General features: G+C 68.6%; 15 protein-coding genes. 10 read left to right on the forward strand and 5 right to left on the reverse strand.

Annotated elements, in window-relative coordinates; genetic code table 11:
* Together ABLE38_RS08770 and ABLE38_RS08775 are read right to left on the reverse strand one after the other, a co-directional pair.
* On the reverse strand, positions 1–204 hold the full coding sequence (locus ABLE38_RS08770) for a DUF2007 domain-containing protein (RefSeq protein WP_348973775.1): 204 nt from the start codon (positions 202–204) through the stop codon (positions 1–3).
* Positions 204–1,130, reverse strand: a complete 927-nt coding sequence (locus ABLE38_RS08775) for a DUF5996 family protein (RefSeq protein WP_348973776.1) — start codon at positions 1,128–1,130, stop codon at positions 204–206. The genes ABLE38_RS08770 and ABLE38_RS08775 overlap by 1 nt, the downstream gene beginning before the upstream one ends.
* Before the next feature lie 45 nt (positions 1,131–1,175).
* On the opposite strand from ABLE38_RS08775, the gene ABLE38_RS08780 reads away from it, so the two are divergent.
* Together ABLE38_RS08780 and ABLE38_RS08785 are read left to right on the forward strand one after the other, a co-directional pair.
* Positions 1,176–1,421, forward strand: a complete 246-nt coding sequence (locus ABLE38_RS08780; protein ID WP_348974469.1) for a type II toxin-antitoxin system CcdA family antitoxin — start codon at positions 1,176–1,178, stop codon at positions 1,419–1,421.
* The gene (locus ABLE38_RS08785; protein WP_348973777.1) at positions 1,421–1,717 is read left to right on the forward strand and encodes a CcdB family protein; all 297 of its coding nucleotides are present in this window, start codon (positions 1,421–1,423) and stop codon (positions 1,715–1,717) included. The genes ABLE38_RS08780 and ABLE38_RS08785 overlap by 1 nt, the downstream gene beginning before the upstream one ends.
* Before the next feature lie 31 nt (positions 1,718–1,748).
* Here the strand turns inward: ABLE38_RS08785 and tldD are convergent, their stop codons facing one another.
* Together tldD and ABLE38_RS08795 are read right to left on the reverse strand one after the other, a co-directional pair.
* A complete protein-coding gene (gene tldD, locus ABLE38_RS08790) occupies positions 1,749–3,176 on the reverse strand; it encodes a metalloprotease TldD (protein ID WP_348973778.1) in 1,428 nt (475 codons plus the stop codon).
* Between the two features lie 18 nt (positions 3,177–3,194).
* Positions 3,195–3,428 carry a zinc-finger domain-containing protein gene (locus ABLE38_RS08795; RefSeq protein WP_348973779.1) on the reverse strand — a complete coding sequence of 78 codons (234 nt, stop codon included), beginning with the start codon at positions 3,426–3,428 and terminating at the stop codon, positions 3,195–3,197.
* 65 nt (positions 3,429–3,493) lie between these two features.
* Here ABLE38_RS08795 and ABLE38_RS08800 point away from each other — a divergent pair, with 65 nt between their 5' ends.
* Positions 3,494–4,417 (forward strand): ABC transporter ATP-binding protein, encoded by a 924-nt coding sequence (locus ABLE38_RS08800; protein ID WP_348973780.1) that lies wholly within the window; start codon positions 3,494–3,496, stop codon positions 4,415–4,417.
* Positions 4,418–4,564: 147 nt separating this feature from the next.
* Here the strand turns inward: ABLE38_RS08800 and ABLE38_RS08805 are convergent, their stop codons facing one another.
* A complete protein-coding gene (locus tag ABLE38_RS08805) occupies positions 4,565–5,467 on the reverse strand; it encodes a PHB depolymerase family esterase (protein ID WP_348973781.1) in 903 nt (300 codons plus the stop codon).
* 65 nt (positions 5,468–5,532) lie between these two features.
* On the opposite strand from ABLE38_RS08805, the gene nadB reads away from it, so the two are divergent.
* The 7 genes from nadB (at position 5,533) to ABLE38_RS08840 (ending at position 15,879) form a co-directional block, all read left to right on the forward strand.
* Positions 5,533–7,137, forward strand: coding sequence for an L-aspartate oxidase (gene nadB, locus ABLE38_RS08810; RefSeq protein ID WP_348973782.1), 1,605 nt, complete (start codon positions 5,533–5,535; stop codon positions 7,135–7,137).
* A 44-nt stretch (positions 7,138–7,181) separates the two neighbouring features.
* Positions 7,182–8,579: a hypothetical protein gene (locus tag ABLE38_RS08815; protein ID WP_348974470.1), complete on the forward strand. Its 1,398-nt coding sequence runs from the start codon at positions 7,182–7,184 to the stop codon at positions 8,577–8,579.
* A gap of 164 nt (positions 8,580–8,743) precedes the next feature.
* Positions 8,744–9,940: a serine hydrolase gene (locus ABLE38_RS08820; protein ID WP_348973783.1), complete on the forward strand. Its 1,197-nt coding sequence runs from the start codon at positions 8,744–8,746 to the stop codon at positions 9,938–9,940.
* Between the two features lie 55 nt (positions 9,941–9,995).
* Positions 9,996–10,688 (forward strand): 2OG-Fe(II) oxygenase, encoded by a 693-nt coding sequence (locus tag ABLE38_RS08825; RefSeq protein WP_348973784.1) that lies wholly within the window; start codon positions 9,996–9,998, stop codon positions 10,686–10,688.
* Between the two features lie 49 nt (positions 10,689–10,737).
* Positions 10,738–13,509: a DNA polymerase I gene (polA, locus tag ABLE38_RS08830; protein WP_348973785.1), complete on the forward strand. Its 2,772-nt coding sequence runs from the start codon at positions 10,738–10,740 to the stop codon at positions 13,507–13,509.
* Positions 13,510–13,514: 5 nt separating this feature from the next.
* The gene (locus ABLE38_RS08835; protein WP_348973786.1) at positions 13,515–14,360 is read left to right on the forward strand and encodes a hypothetical protein; all 846 of its coding nucleotides are present in this window, start codon (positions 13,515–13,517) and stop codon (positions 14,358–14,360) included.
* On the forward strand, positions 14,353–15,879 hold the full coding sequence (locus ABLE38_RS08840; protein ID WP_348973787.1) for a lipopolysaccharide biosynthesis protein: 1,527 nt from the start codon (positions 14,353–14,355) through the stop codon (positions 15,877–15,879). The genes ABLE38_RS08835 and ABLE38_RS08840 overlap by 8 nt, the downstream gene beginning before the upstream one ends.
* Positions 15,880–15,916: the final 37 nt, after the last annotated feature.

Raw genomic sequence — 15,916 nt, forward strand, 5'->3', positions numbered from 1 at the left:
CTAAGCAGCGCTGTCGAGGATCGCGCGCGCCGTCGCCGCGTCCTCGTCGTCGACCATCACGCGAACCGGGATGAGCAGGTACGAGCCATCGGCGATACTCGTGCCGGCGTCGAACACGAAGCTGGGGATACCTTCGTCCTCCAGGCGGCCCTGGACGATGAAGGCTTCCTGCCGGTCGAACCGGCCCAGTTCGACCAATGCCATCAGACGAGCCTTGGACGGCGCGGCACGCCCGGCACGCACTCGAGATGCGCGCGGTCCCACTCGCCGAGATCCGCCACGGCATCATAGGTCGCGTGGAGGAAGCCGAGCAGGTCCGCCTCGGGATCGTCCGCTATGCGCACCGCATCATAGTCGAGCAGCCATTCGCCCAGGCCGGTGTCGAAATAGGCGGGCGCCGGCACCTTCGCCTCGGCATAGCCGGCGGGCGACGGATAGCCATAGGCGTAGAAGGCGGCCTTCGGGAACGCGTCGCTGCCCGGCCAGAAGCCGGCACTGGCCTCTTCGTGGCTGTACGCCTCGCAGGTCACCGGATCGGGAAGCCCGGGGAAGCCGCCGGGGTGTCTGGGCGCAGTGCGGCCCGAAAAGCGCGTGACCGCCAGATCGAAGCTGCCCCAGAAGAAATGCACCGGGCTCGCCTTGCCGAGAAAGCCGGTGCGGAACTGCTGGAAGACACGATCGACCCAGAGAAGGGCGCGGTGGAAGTCGCGCACGGCTTCGGCGTCCCAGGAGCGTTCGGCGCGATCCTCGACGAACGGGATCGCGTCGGGGAGTTCGCTGGGCATGCCGTTGATCGCCACCGGCGTGCCGAGCGCGGCGAGCGCCGCCATCAGCGCGGCGTGGAAATCGGCGATGCTGCCCGGGCCCAGCGGGATCGTCGCCTCGCCGCCGCTATCGGTGGAAAGGCGCAGTTCGCTCCCAAGCAGATCGAGATCGAGCTGGAGCGTCGCCGCGTCGCACGGGATCGGCCCGGTGGTGTGGCCCCACGCCATCGGATAGAGCACGACATGCCAGCTATGGTTGAGCCAGGGCGTCTGGGCGAGGCGGACCTTGCCGACGATCTGGGTGATCAGATGCAGGTGCTGCGCGGTCTCGCGCCAGCGGGACCAGTCGAGCTCGGGGAGGGTCATGCCAACTCCATTGACGCGCATTGGGCATGCGCATAATTTATGCGCATGAAGCATGATGCTCTTTCCTCCGGCAAGCGCAAGGCTGTCAATCTTTCGCTCGATACCGGCGTGGTCGCCGCGGCGCGTGAGGCGGGGATAAACCTGTCGCAAATCTGCGAGGCCGCGTTGCGTGATGCGGCGAAAGCCGAACGCGATCGGAAATGGGCAGAAGACAATCGCGAGCGCATCGAGGCCTGGAACGACTGGACCGAGAAGAACGGGCTTCCGCTCGCCAAATATCGCCTGTTTTGATGGCGCAATACGATGTCCATCCGATCGACGGCGGGGCGCTCGTCGTGGATTGCCAGGCAGATACGCTGTCGCATCTCGAGAGCCGGGTGGTGATCCCTCTGCTGCGACGCGATGAAGCTCCGCCGGCGACCGATTTTCTGCATCCCATCCTGAACGTAAGCGGCCAGACGCTGGTTCTGGCGACGCAGTTGATGACCGCGGTCCGGAAGAGCGAGCTCGGGCGGCCGGTAGCTTCGCTGGCGGATGCCCGCTACGCGATCGTTCGGGCGACCGATTTGCTGCTCACGGGCTCCTGAGGCGACCGCGCGAACGCGGCACCCGCTCAACTCACGCCGCCGTGCCGCCCACCGTCAGCCCGTCGACCAGCAAGGTCGGCTGGCCGACGCCGGCCGGCACGCTCTGCCCTCCCTTGCCGCACATGCCGACGCCTTCGTCGAGCGCGAAGTCGTTGCCGATGCCGGTCACCCTGCCCAGCACGCTCGGCCCGTCGCCGATCAGCGTCGCGCCCTTGATCGGGGCACCGAGCTTGCCGTTCTCGATGAGGTACGCCTCGGTGCACGAGAAGACGAACTTGCCCGAGACGATATCGACCTGCCCACCACCGAACGACTTGGCGAAGATGCCCTTCTTGACGCGGCTGAGCAGCTCGGCGGGGTCGTCCTTGCCGCCCTTCATGAAGGTGTTGGTCATGCGCGGCATCGGGGCATGCTGGAACGATTCGCGCCGGCCATTGCCGGTCGGCTCGACGCCCATCAGCCGGGCATTCAGCCGGTCCTGCATATAGCCCTTGAGGATGCCGTCCTCGATCAGGATCGTCTCGCGCGTCGGCGTGCCTTCGTCGTCGATCGACAGCGAGCCGCGGCGGTCCATCAGCGAGCCGTCATCGACCACGGTGACGCCCGGCGCGGCAACCCGCTCGCCGATCCGGCCGGAGAAAGCCGACGTGCCCTTGCGATTGAAATCGCCCTCGAGGCCGTGGCCGACCGCTTCGTGAAGCAGCACGCCGGGCCAGCCAGGGCCGCACAGCACGGTCATGTCGCCGGCGGGGGCATCGACCGCGTCGAGATTGACCAGCGCCTGGGCCAGCGCCTCGTCGATCGCGCGGTTCCAGGTCTCGGGCTCGAAAAGGTTGTCGTAGAGTGTGCGGCCGCCGAGACCGAAGCTGCCGGTCTCGCGCCTGCCATTCTGCTCGACGACGATGCTGACGTTGAGTCGAACGAGCGGGCGGACATCGGTGGCGATGAAACCGTCCGGCCGGACGATCTCGACCACGCTCCACGAGCCGGTGAGCCCGACCGAGACCTGCGCGACGCGCGGATCGCGGGCGCGGGCGGCGGCGTCGATCGACTGGCAGAGGTTCACCTTGTCGGCGAAGGGCACCAGGTCGAGCGGATCCTGATGCGTGTAGAGATGGCGGTTATTGCCCTGGGGCGGGGACGCCTTGCCGGCCTTGCCCGGCTCGATCAGCGCCATCGTCTCCGCCGCGCGGCGAATCGCGGCGGGCGTGATCTCGTTGGCATGGGCGAAGGCCGTGGTCTCGCCCGACACGGCGCGCAGGCCGAAGCCCGATTGCGTGTCGAACGAGGCGGTCTTCAGCCGGCCATCGTCGAAGCCGAACGCCTCGGTCTTGCGGTACTGGAGATAGAGTTCGCCATCCTCGGCGCTGGCCAGCGCCTCGGCGGTGAGTTTCGCGGCGGTCTCGGGGTCGAGGCTGTCGCGATAGATATAGCTGCGCGGATCGGACGGGATGCTCATCCCGACGATATAGGAGGTTTAGACGCTCGCGCCAGCCGGGTGATCCGGAAGCTGGCTCTGGTCGGCGCCGTCGGCCGGGCCACCGATCAGGATGAAGCGGCGGTCGCAATAGCCGCAATCGACATAGCCATGCTCGTCGATCTGCAGGAACACGCGCGGATGGCCGAGCGCGGCGGGCAGGCCGGGGCCGGTGCCATCACAGGCGACTCGGGCGGTGGCGGTGCGGATGGTCTCGGGAAGCGGCGCGGTCATGAGTCGCCCGATAGCAAGCGCGGACAGGGCTCGCAATCGGTGCCGCGCAGTCTTATGCGGAGGCCATGACTCAGGCAGCCATCGCGATCGACTCCCTCTGCAAGACCTACCAGGGCGGCAAGCGCGCGCTCGACGGCGTGAGCTTCGAGGTGCCGCGCGGCCAGATCTTCGGGCTGCTCGGCCCCAATGGTGCCGGCAAGTCGACGCTGATCAACATCCTGGCGGGCCTGGTCAACAAGACCAGCGGCGCGGTCTCGATCTGGGGCTTCGACATCGATGCGCACCCGCGCAACGCCAAGGCGAGCATCGGCATCGTCAACCAGGAGATCATCTTCGATCCGTTCTTCACGCCGAAGGAAACGCTGGCGATCCAGGCCGGGCTCTACGGCGTGTCCAAGGACCGGTTCGATCCGATGACGCTGCTGCGCGCGGTGCATCTCGAGGACAAAGCCGATGCCTATTCGCGCACGCTGTCGGGCGGCATGAAGCGCCGGCTGATGGTCGCCAAGGCGATGGTGCACTCGCCGCCCGTCCTGGTGCTCGACGAGCCGACCGCGGGCGTCGACGTGGAACTCCGCCAGCAGCTCTGGGCCTATGTCCGCGAGCTCAACCAGCGCGGCGTGACCGTGGTGCTGACCACCCACTATCTCGAGGAAGCCGAGCAGCTCTGCGACCGGATCGCGATCATCAACCACGGCACGCTGATCGCCAACAAGCCGACCCGCGAGCTGGTGGGGATGGCGCAGGAGAAGGTGGTCGAGGTCACCGTCGACCGCGACGTCGGCACGCCCCCGGCCAATGCCTGCTTCCAGAAGGTCGAGATGAAGGGCGAACGCATCCTCGTCATCACCTATCGCAAGGACCAGGCGAATGCCGGCGAGGTGCTGGGCGCGGTGCAGGGCGCCGGCCTTGGCATCGTCGACGTCTCGACGCGCGAGGCCGACCTGGAGGACGTGTTCCTGAACCTCACCCGGGCGGCGAACGGCTAGGCCACCCCCGCAAAGTGCAGGGAGTCGCGGCAAATCATTTCACTTTGCCGCCTTCCTCGGCAGCGTTGAAAGAGCGGCCGCGCCACACCGCGGCCCGAGCAGCCAAGCAGGCAAAATCCTACATTGCAAGCGCGCTGTGACGGGACGCTAGCGCCGCTGGTGCCGGGCGAAAAAGGCCCACATCGCGTCATTGTCCGCCACCCAGACATGGCCGGCCCCGCGGGTGATCCGGCCGATCACTTCGGCGCCCGCGCGGCAATCGGCATAGCGGACCTCATGCACCTTGGCGTCAAGATCGCGCTGGACCGGGCCGGCGCGGCAGGCGTCGAGGTCGGCCCAGCGGGTGAGCGCGGTCGCCATCGTATATTGCCAATAGCCGGCGCCGCCGCCCTGGATCGGGTTGGTCGTGTCCTTGTCGCCGGCAAAGGCGATCACCGGCACCGGGCGCGACGGAGTGCAGGTCGCGGGATCGGGCACGCGCCTGTCGCTCGCCAGCGGATTGCCGGCGCGCAGGCCGACCACGGGCGCGATCGCGGCGAAGCGATCGGCGGCGACGCAGCCGAGCCAGCTGCTCATCCGCCCGCCGCCGGACAGGCCGGTGGCGTAGACGCGCGACCGGTCGATGCAGTGGTTCGCCGCAAGCCAGTCGACCACCGTGCCGAGGAAGGCGACATCGTCGGCATCGCCCGGGCCGGGCATCTTGCCGGTGACCGAGGGCACGCCGGGGATGTTCCACACAAAGCCCTTCTGCACCGCGATTCCGGCATCGGGCGCGGCGACGACGAAGCCATGCGCGTCGGCGGTATCGGCGAGCTTCGAGGCGTCGAGCATCTGCGCGCCGGTGCCGCCGCTGCCGTGGAGCAGCAGGACCAGCGGCGCTGGCCTCGCGAAGCCCCGGGGCAGATGGAGCATCGTCGCGCGGCCGCTATTCGCCACGCTCACCCGCACCGTCGCGCCCGGCGTGCCGAGCGTGCAGCCGGTCGCAGCGGCGGGCAGCGCCCAGAGCAGCGCGAGCACCGCACCGACGAAACCCAGGCTTTGGCGGCGCATATCTCTCTCCCGTTGCCAGCACCCCTGCCTAGCGCCTAGTCCGGGCACGAACCAGCGGAAGAGACATGGCGAACGACCCCCATAGCAGCGACGTCCTCGTGATCGGCTCCGGCGCGGCGGGGCTCACCGCGGCGCTCAACCTGGCCCAGCACCACAAGGTCACCGTGCTCGCCAAGGGCGGGTTCGCCGAGGGCTCGACCGCCTGGGCGCAGGGCGGCATCGCCGCGGTGCTCGAGCCCGGCGACACGTTCGAGAGCCATATCGAGGATACGATGATCGCCGGCGCGGGCCTGAACGACCGCGCCACGGTGGAGATGGTGGTCGAGAACGCGCCGCGGGCGATCGCGCGGCTGGCCGAGCTCGGCGTACCCTTCAACACCGAGGGCGGCGCGCTGCACCTCACTCGCGAGGGCGGGCACAGCCATCGCCGCATCGTCCATGTCGACGACGCCACCGGCCTTGCGGTGCAGACCGCGTTGCTCAAGGCGGCGCAGGCCAATCCGAACATCACGCTGGTCCCCGACATGGTGGTGATCGACCTCGCCACCAGCCGCCACGAGGAGCGCTATTCGGGCGCCGGCAATGTCTGGGGCGTCTATGCCTTCAACCGCGCGACCAACCGCGTCGAGCTGTTCACCGCCAACGCCACCGTGCTGGCCACCGGCGGCGCGGGGCGGACCTATCTGTTCTCGACCGCACCCAGGGGCGCCACCGGCGACGGCATCGCCATGGCCTGGCGCGCGGGCTGCCGCATCTCGAACATGGAGATGATGCAGTTCCACCCGACCTGCCTCTACAATCTCGAGGTCAAGAACTTCCTGATCACCGAGGCCGTGCGCGGCGAAGGCGGGCGGCTCCTCCTTCCCCCGGACGCCGGCGACGAGGCGGGGCATCGCTTCATGCCCGATTTCGATTCCAGGGCCGAGCTGGCGCCGCGCGACATCGTGGCACGCGCGATCGACCATGAGATCAAGCGGCTCGGCCTCGACTATGTCCATCTCGACATCAGCCACATGGGCGCGGAGTTCGTGAAGCATCACTTCCCGACCATCCATGCACGGCTGCTCGACCTCGACATCGACATGACGAAAGAGCCGATCCCGGTCGTCCCCGCCCAGCATTACACCTGCGGCGGCGTGGTGATCGATCGCGACGGGCGCACCGACCTGCCCAATCTCTATGCCGCGGGCGAAGTCAGCCAGTCGGGGCTGCACGGCGCCAATCGCCTGGCCTCCAACTCGCTGCTCGAATGCTTCGTGTTCGGCGAGGCGGTAGCCAACCACATCACCACGCACTGGGGCGAGCTCGCCCCGCCGCCGGCGATCCGCGCCTGGGACGAGAGCCGCGTCGCCGATTCGGACGAGGAAGTGGTGATCAAGCAGAACTGGACCGAGATCCGCCGCTTCATGTGGAATTATGTCGGCATCGTGCGGACGACCAAGCGGCTCGAGCGCGCCGCGCACCGGATCAAGATGCTGCGCGAGGAAGTGGCGGACTATTATGGCCATTTCCGCGTCACGCCCGACCTGATCGAGCTGCGCAACCTGCTCGAGAGCGCCGACCTGATCGTCCGCTCGGCGCTCCACCGCAAGGAGAGCCGCGGCCTCCACTATAATCTCGACTATCCCGAGACGCTGCCGGCGGCCGTCGACACGGTGTTGGTGCCCTGAGCGACGCCGTCAGCCCTGGGCGGATCTTCTGGGGCGCCATCCTGCTGGCGGCGGCGCTGCGCGCGCTCGCCGCGATCCCGTTCATGGTCAACTGGTTCGACGAGATCTGGCAATATCTCGAGCCGGCCTGGCACCTGGTCGCCGGGCCGTGGGTGCAGACCTGGGACTATCGCGCGGGCCTCAGGAGCTGGCTGATCCCGGAGCTGCTCGCCGGCCCGATGGCGCTCGGCCACGCGCTGGCACCCGACACGACGCTGCACCTGCTCCTGGTGCGGCTGACGCTGGCGGCGCTGTCGCTGGTGATCGTCGGCGCGGCGGTGGCGCTGGGGCTCAGGCTGTCTCGGCTGCACGGGATCCTTGCGGGCTTCGTCGCGGCGACCTGGTTCGAGCTGGTCTATTTCGCCCCGCGCGCGCTGTCCGAGCCGATCGGGCTGGCGCTGCTGATGGGCGCGATCTGGCTGCTGCTCGCCCGGCGCAAACCGGGGCCGCGCCAGTTCGCCGTCGCCGGGCTGCTGATGGGGCTCTGCTTCGTCGCGCGAATCCAATACGCCCCCGCTCTGCTCACGCTGGCGATCTTCACGGCGAAGAAGGACTGGCGCGGCGCCTGGCTGCCGCTGGTCGCGGGCGGCTGCGGCGCCCTGGCGATCGACGCGCTCGCCAACTTGGCAATGGGCGCGGTGCCGTTCCGCTGGATGATCGAGGCGGCGCGGGTCAACATCCTGGAGGGACGCGCCCAGGCCTATGGCACCCTGCCCCTGATCGGCTATTTCCAGCTGATCGCCTGGTATTGGGTCGTGGCGATCACGCCGATCCTGCTGCTCGCCTGGATCGGGGCGAAGCGCTACCCCGCCCTGCTGTGGATCGCCTTGGTCCACCTCGCCGCCCATTCGCTGATCGGCCACAAGGAATATCGCTTCGTGCTGGCGAGCACGGCCCTGCTGGTGATCCTGGCGGCGATCGGCAGCGCCGAGCTGCTGCGCCGCGTGCCGCGCCGGCGGCTGGCGCTGGCGACCGCCGGCACGCTGGCGCTGTGGGGCGGCACCTCGGTGGCGCTCGCGGCAGGGCATTTCCGGCCGAACTGGACGATGGAGGCAGGCCTGGCCGATGCGCTCGACCGCGCGGGGCGCCCGCCCCGGACCTGCGGGCTCGCGCTCTATCGTCCGCGCGACACGGTAGCGGGATCCTATGCGCTCTTCCGCCGCGCCGCGCCGATCTATGTGATCGCTAGCCCCGCGGACGCGGCGCGCCACGCCGGCGCCTTCGACGTGGTGGTGAGCCCCCGCGAGCATGCCGGCGAGCTGCCCAGCGCCTATGCCCGGGAGCGCTGCTCCAACCCCGGGTCCACCCAGGCGCCCGGCTGCGTCTTGCGCCGCACCGGCAGCTGCACGCCCGATCCGGCGGCGCAGACCCTGCAGTCCTGGCTCGAGGCCAGCGGAAACTGATCCCTCGACTCCGGCGTTTCGTCGCAAATGCGACGCGCGTTTCGGCATCGTTCACGCTTCATCGCTATAGAAGAGTCATTCGTCGCAACACTGCCCGCCGTGGACTTTCGCGCCGCGCGCATCCGCCGCATCTGGTGGAGACGGGCAAAGGGTCGAGTATTAAAGTGTTTAAGTTCGAGGACTTCTCGGCAATCCAACGCGCAGTGACGGTCGCGGGCTTCGGGCCTGCGCTGCTCGTCGGCTGCACCGTGCACGGCGATCCCTCGCTCGCCGCCTACATGCCTGCCTCCTACGGCATCAGCTTCCCCTTCCCCTGGGGCGACAGCGCCAAGGCCGCCGCCGTCCAGGCCTGGCGGCCGACCGCGCCGGCGCCCACCGGGCTCGAACAGGCGATCCGCGGCATCACCGGCAATTTCGACGGGCTGGTCGGCGTGGCGATCACCAGCGTCGAGGATGGCTGGATCGTCACCTCGAACGACGCCGCGCGGCCGATGCCGCAGCAGAGCGTCTCCAAGCTGTGGGTGACGATGACCGTGCTCGACGCGGTCGACCAGGGCCGGATCCGGCTCGACCAGCCGATCACCATCACCAGGGCCGATTTCACGCTGTTCCACCAGCCCGTCGCGGCGCTGGTCAAGGGCGATGTCGGCTATACCGCGACCGTCGGCGAGATCGTGCGCCGCGCGATGCAGATGAGCGACAACACCTGCAACGACAAGCTGCTCCGGCTGGTCGGCGGGCCCGATGCGATCCGTTCCTTCCTCGCGCGCAAGGGCATCACCGGCGTGCGCTTCGGCCCCGGCGAGAAGCTGCTCCAGGCGGGCACCGCCGGGCTCGAGTGGAAGCCCGAATATTCGATGGGCAACAGCTTCGCGATCGCCCGGTCGCGCCTGTCGCCCGCCGTTCGCCTCAACGCCTATGAATCCTATGTGAAGGATCCGCCCGATGGCGCCGCTGCCGCCGGCATCTCGGTGGCGCTCGCCCGGCTCAAGCGCGGCGAGCTGCTGTCGCCGGCCTCGACCGCCTGGCTGATCGCGACGATGGACGGCGCCAAGACCGGCCGCGCCCGCGTCCACGGCGCGGTGCCGCCGGGCTGGACCTATGGCCACAAGACCGGCACCGGCCAGGACCTCGGCCCGCGCACCGCGGGCTTCAACGACGTCGGCATCCTCACCGCGCCCGACGGCAAGTCCTATGCGCTCGCGGTGATGATCGGCGACACCCGCCGGCCGCCCCAGGCGCGCCAGGCGCTGATGCAGCAGGTCGCGCAGGCGATCGTCGCCAACCATGTCAGCGGGCCGCGCGTGCAGGACAATGCCGATCCGGCCTGGAAGGCGTTCACCGGCCGCACCGGCAAATAAGTTCGGGCGCAAGCCGCGGAAGGCGGGCCGCGGCGCGGGGCGCTAGTCCGCTGCCATGCTTGACCGTTTCGACTGGACCGCGATCGCCGCATCGCTCGACGCGCAGGGCTGGGCCGTGCTGCCCGGACTGCTTTCCCCCGACCAGTGCGCCGCGACCGCCGCGCTCTATGACGAACGCGCGCGGTTCCGCAGCGAGGTCATCATGGCGCGCCACGGCTTCGGGCGCGGCCAGTATCGCTATTTCGCCTATCCGCTGCCCGAGCCGGTCGCGACGCTCCGGGCCGGGCTCTATCCGCCGCTGGCCGCGCTCGCCAACCTCTGGCACCACCGCATGGGGATCGCGCATCGCTTCCCGCCCGCCCATGCCGATTTCCTCGCGCGCTGCCACCAGGCCGGCCAGCAGCGCCCCACCCCGCTGCTGCTTCGCTATGGCCCCGGCGACTATAATTGCCTCCACCAGGACCTGTACGGCGAGCATGTCTTCCCGCTCCAGCTCGCGGCGCTGCTCTCCGCGCCGGGCACGGACTTCACCGGCGGCGAGCTCGTGCTGACCGAGCAGCGCCCGCGGATGCAGTCGCGCGCCGCGGTGGTGCCACTGGCGCAGGGCGATGCGGTGGTGTTCGCCGTCCACCAGCGCCCGGTGCGCGGTTCAAGGGGCGACTACCGCGTCACCATGCGTCATGGCGTCAGCGAAATCCGCGCCGGGCAGCGCCATGTGCTCGGGATCATCTTCCACGACGCAAGTTGAGGCACAGCAGGGCTTTGTTCGGGGCACCGGCTCGGCTATCCCCGCACCGATGCCTCATCTCTATCTCGTCGACGGCTCCGGCTATATCTTCCGCGCCTATCACCGGCTGCCGCCGCTCACCAACAAGCATGGCGAGCCGGTGGGGGCGGTCTATGGCTATACGACCATGCTGTGGAAGCTGGTCGATACGCTGAACAAGGCGGACGGCCCGACCCATATGGCGGTGGTGCTCGACAAGAGCGAGCACACCTTCCGCAACGAGATGTACGACCAGTACAAGGCGCACCGCCCGCCGGCGCCCGAGGACCTGGTGCCCCAGTTCCCGATGATCCGCGACGCGACGCGCGCCTTCTCGCTGCCCTGCATCGAGGAAGCCGGCTGGGAGGCGGACGACCTGATCGCCAGCTACACCAAGGCCGCGCTGGCGCAGGGCTGGAGCGTGACCATCGTCAGCTCCGACAAGGACCTGATGCAGCTGATGACCGATCCGTCGGTCGACATGCTCGATACGATGAACAACCGCCGGCTGGGCCCGGCCGACACGATCGAGAAGTTCGGCGTCGGCCCCGAGAAGCTCGGCGAAGTGCTCGCGCTGATGGGCGACAGCGTCGACAACGTGCCCGGCGTGAAGGGCATCGGCCCCAAGACCGCCGCCAAGCTGATCCAGGAATTCGGCGACGTCGAGGGGGTGCTCGCCGCCACGCCGACGATGAAGCCGTCCAAGATGCGCGACAATCTGATCGAGCATGCCGAGATGGCGCGGCTGTCGCGCAAGCTCGTCGAGCTGGCGAGCGACGTGCCGCTACCCGAGCCGCTCGAGGATTTCGCGCTGCAGGGCATCCCCGACGCGCCGCTGCGCGCGTTCCTCGAGCATCACGGCTTCCGCACGCTGATCAACCGCCTCGCCGCGGTGGCCGACGCGCCGGTCGAGACGCACGAGACGCCCGGGCTCGAGGAAGACCTGCCCTGCAACCACGACGGCTACGAGACCGTCGTCGACCAGGCCGCGCTCGACCAGTGGATCGCCGCGGCGCACCACCAGGGCTGGGTCGCGATCGACACCGAGACCACCGGCGTCGACGCCACGCGCGCCGAGCTGGTCGGCATCAGCATGTGCCTGGCGCCCAACAAGGCCTGCTACATCCCGCTCGGCCATGGCGGCACCGACATGTTCGCCGAGAAGCCGGTGCAGATCGATCGCGCGGTCGCCCTGACCCGGCTCAAGCCGCTGTTCGAAGACCCCGCCGTCCTCAAGATCGGCCACAACCTGAAGTACGACATGATCGTGCTGGGCGGCGCCTATGCGCAATCGGGCGGGCTGAGGCTGGCGCCGTTCGACGACACGATCGTGATGAGCTTCGACCTCGACGCCGGGCTGCACGGGCATGGCATGGACGAGCTCGCCGCCACCCACCTCTCGCATTCGTGCATCGCCTACAAGGACGTGGTCGGCACCGGCAAGAGCCAGCTCGGCTTCGGCCAGGTCGATCTCAAGGCCGCCACCCGCTACGCCGCCGAGGATGCCGACGTGACGCTGCGGCTGTGGCGCCGCTTCAAGCCGCGCCTCGCGTATGAAAGCTCGACGCGCGTCTACGAGATGGTCGACCGGCCGCTCGTGGCGGTGATCGCCGGCATGGAGCGCGAGGGCATCAAGGTCGACGCGCAGGTGCTCCACCGCCTCTCGACCGACTTCGCCCATCAGATCGCCGCGCTGGAGGAAGAGATCCACGGCATCGCCGGGTTCAAGTTCACCATCGGCAGCCCCAAGCAGCTCGGCGACGTGCTGTTCGACAAGATGGGGATCAAGGGCGGCCGCAAGGGCAAGTCGGGCGTCTATTCGACCGACGTCAACGAGCTCGAGCGGATCGCGGCGGACAAGGACTCCCCCGGCCGCGAGATGGTGGTCAAGGTGCTCGACTGGCGCCAGCTGACCAAGCTCAAATCGACCTATACCGACGCGCTGCAGGCACAGATCAACCCGGCGACGGGCCGCGTCCACACCAGCTACTCGCTGACCGGCGCGCAGACCGGCCGGCTGAGCTCGACCGACCCCAATCTCCAGAACATCCCGATCCGCACCGAGACCGGCCGCCAGATCCGCGACGCCTTCGTCGCCGAGCCCGGCAACGTCATCCTCTCCGCCGACTATTCGCAGATCGAGCTGCGCCTCGCCGCGCACATCGCCGACGTGCCGGCGCTGCGCGAGGCCTTCGAGCAGGGCGAGGACATCCACAACCGCACCGCGATGGAGCTGTTCGGCGAAGTGAACCGTGACACCCGCGGCCGCGCCAAGACGATCAACTTCGCGATCCTCTACGGCATCTCGCGCTGGGGCCTGGCCGGCCGCCTCGACGTGACGCCCGACGAGGCGCACGCGATGATCAACCGCTATTTCGAGCGCTTCCCCGGCATCAACCGCTACATCGCCGACACGCTCTCGCTCGCCAAGGAGCGCGGCTATACCACTACCCTGTTCGGCCGGAAGACGCATTTCCCGCGGCTCAAGGCGAGCAACCCGAACGAGCGCGCCGGCAGCGAGCGCGCGGCGATCAACGCGCCGATCCAGGGCACCAGCGCCGACATCATCAAGCGCGCGATGGCGCGGATGGGCCCGGCCTTGCTCGAAGCAGGCCTGCCCAACGTCAAGATGCTCCTCCAAGTGCATGACGAACTGGTGTTCGAGCTGCCCGAGGCCGATGTCGAGGCGGCCAGGCCGGTGATCCAGCGCGTGATGGCCACCGCCGCCGAGCCCGCGGTGAAACTCACCGTGCCGCTCGGCGTCGAGATCGGCGTCGGCGCGAGCTGGGGCGCCGCGCATTGAAACCGATGCATATGCTTCTCGGCCTCGCTCTCGCGCTCGCCTCTCCGGAAGCCTTCGCCCAGATTCCCGACATCTCGGCCACGCCGCATTCCCTGCGCACCATGTCGCCCAGCCAGCTTGGCGCGCTGCTATTCGGTGAAGGCTCCCCGCCTTTTACCGATGCATGGGTCGAGGGGCCCACCCGACGCTGGCGGGCAATCACGGTCGATCTTGCGACGACGCCCGTACCCACGGGCTATGACGGCCTGTGCGCCTTGAAGACGGCAACCACCTATTTCATGGAGACGGAGACGCCGCGCGAGGACGAGCCCGTCCAGCTGGGTACCTCGTTATGGGTCAACGACGTATTCCTGTTGACCTCGGACAATCCCGGGCTGCAGCCTTCTACTGGAAGCACCGGCTGCATAGCACGCAAGCCGCTCTCCGAATACGTCGTGCCGCCAACCATCCTTCGGGTTGAGAACAGCTTGAAGGATGGCAGGCCGGACACCGATCCCGCAGTTCCGCGCTTCGCCCTCTCCGCGCTCATCGCCGCGCAGAAGCAGGCGGAACACCAGCATGTCTCCGTGGAGCGATGCTCTACAGGCTTTACTGACGTCCCTGCCGCCTGTGGCGATCCCGGGGCCTTCGTCCGCGGCTTCTATCTGCGTCAGGTGATCGCGCTCACCGTCGCACGTTGTCCGAAAGCGAGCACGCTTTGCATCGATGCCGCCGTACAGGGCTTGGGCGGGTTCGGCCTCGATCATGTTGTAGTTGCGACAGGCGAGACCATCATTAGTGAGAAGCCCGCTTCGGCGATCAGCGTGCGTTCGATCGTCGCCCGTGCCGGAAGTGATCCGATCGTTGACTGACGCTGCCGCCCCGCCTTCCGAGGACATCAACACGCTCGCCAAGGGCGGGCGGACCAACCTGCTGGGCTTTGCCATCCGGCTCGTCGCCCGGCTGCCCTTCCTGTTCATCGCGGGCCGCGCCTATGGCCCCGATATCGTCGGCCGCTATGCGATCGCGGTGCTGGTGATCGAGTTCGCCGCGCTGGTCGCCACGCTCGGCCTCAAGCGCGGGCTGGCGCAGGCGCTGTCGAAGACCGACCGGCCGCATGCGCATGTCGTATGGGATGCGATGGCGGTGGCGCTGATCGCCTCGCTGCTGGTCAGCGGCGTGCTGATCGCCTTCCCCCAGGCGCTGTTCCCCAACAGCCCGGTGATGGGGCTCGAGCGCTTCCTGCCGCTGGTGGTGGTGGCGACGGCGCTTTCCGACGTCTCGCTCGCCGCGCTCGCCTATCGCCACAATATCGGCGCCTCGGTGACCGCGCGCGCGATCATCGAGCCCTGGACGATCAGCATCGCCGCCTGGATCTTCTCCTATTTCTCGGCGCGCGACGGGCTGGTGCTCGCCTATGTCGCCTCGATGAGCGCGGCGGTGATCGCCTCCCTGGTGCCGTTCGTCCGCGAATATGGCCTGCCGCATGGCTGGCGGCCGCGGCTCGCCGATATCTGGTCGCTGGCCCGGCGCAACGCCCCGCTCGCCGGCGCCGACACGATCGAATGGGCGACGCGCAATGTCGACCGCTTCATCCTCGCCTTGCTGTTCGCGCCCGGCGTGGTCGGCATCTATTACATGGCGCAGCAGGTCTCGTCGGTGCCGCAGAAGCTCAAGTCGAGCTTCGATCCGATCCTCGGCCCCGTGGTGACCAAGGCGCTCGCCGAGAACGACCGCAAGGCCGTCGCCAAGCAGGTCTATCAGGTCGGCTTCTGGATCCTCAGCGCCCAGGCGGCGCTGGCGGTGATGTTCTCGATCCCCAGCGAAGGCGTGATGGGGCTGCTCGGCAAGGACTTCGTCGCGGGCTGGATGGCGCTGTGCGTGCTGCTCGCGGCCGAGGTGCTCGCCTCGTCCGGCGCGGTATGCGAAACCGCGCTCGTCTATATCGCGCGCCACACCAACCTGGCGATCTCGGTCGGCGTGCTGCTGTTCCAGATCGCGCTGACCTTCGTGCTGCTGTTCGTCGCGCGCAGCGCGGACTGGCCGCTGCCGATGCTGGTGGCGACGCCGGCGATCGCGCTGGCGACGGCGCTGACCTGCGGCTCGGCGATCAAGGCGGTGCTGCTGCGCCGGCTGCTCGGCGCGCCGGTGGTCAGCATCCGCCCGAGCTTCTTCGCCGCGATCGGCATCGCCTGCCTGGTCGGCTCGGCGTTCATGTCGCTGCCGCACAGCTATGAATGGGCCGAGCTCAGCCTCGGCATGCCCGCTATCCTGGTGACCTACCTGTTCGTGATCATCAAGTTCGGCTTCGGCCCCGAGGACCGCGCGCTGTTTCGCAAGATGCCGCGGGCGGGCGAGGCCGAGCTGCCGGTGGAAGAGGCGCGCGGATAGCCGTCATCCCGGCGAAAGCCGGGATCTTAGGCGATGG

The organism is Sphingomonas sp. KR3-1, from assembly GCF_040049295.1.
Classification (GTDB): Bacteria; Pseudomonadota; Alphaproteobacteria; order Sphingomonadales; family Sphingomonadaceae; genus Sphingomonas.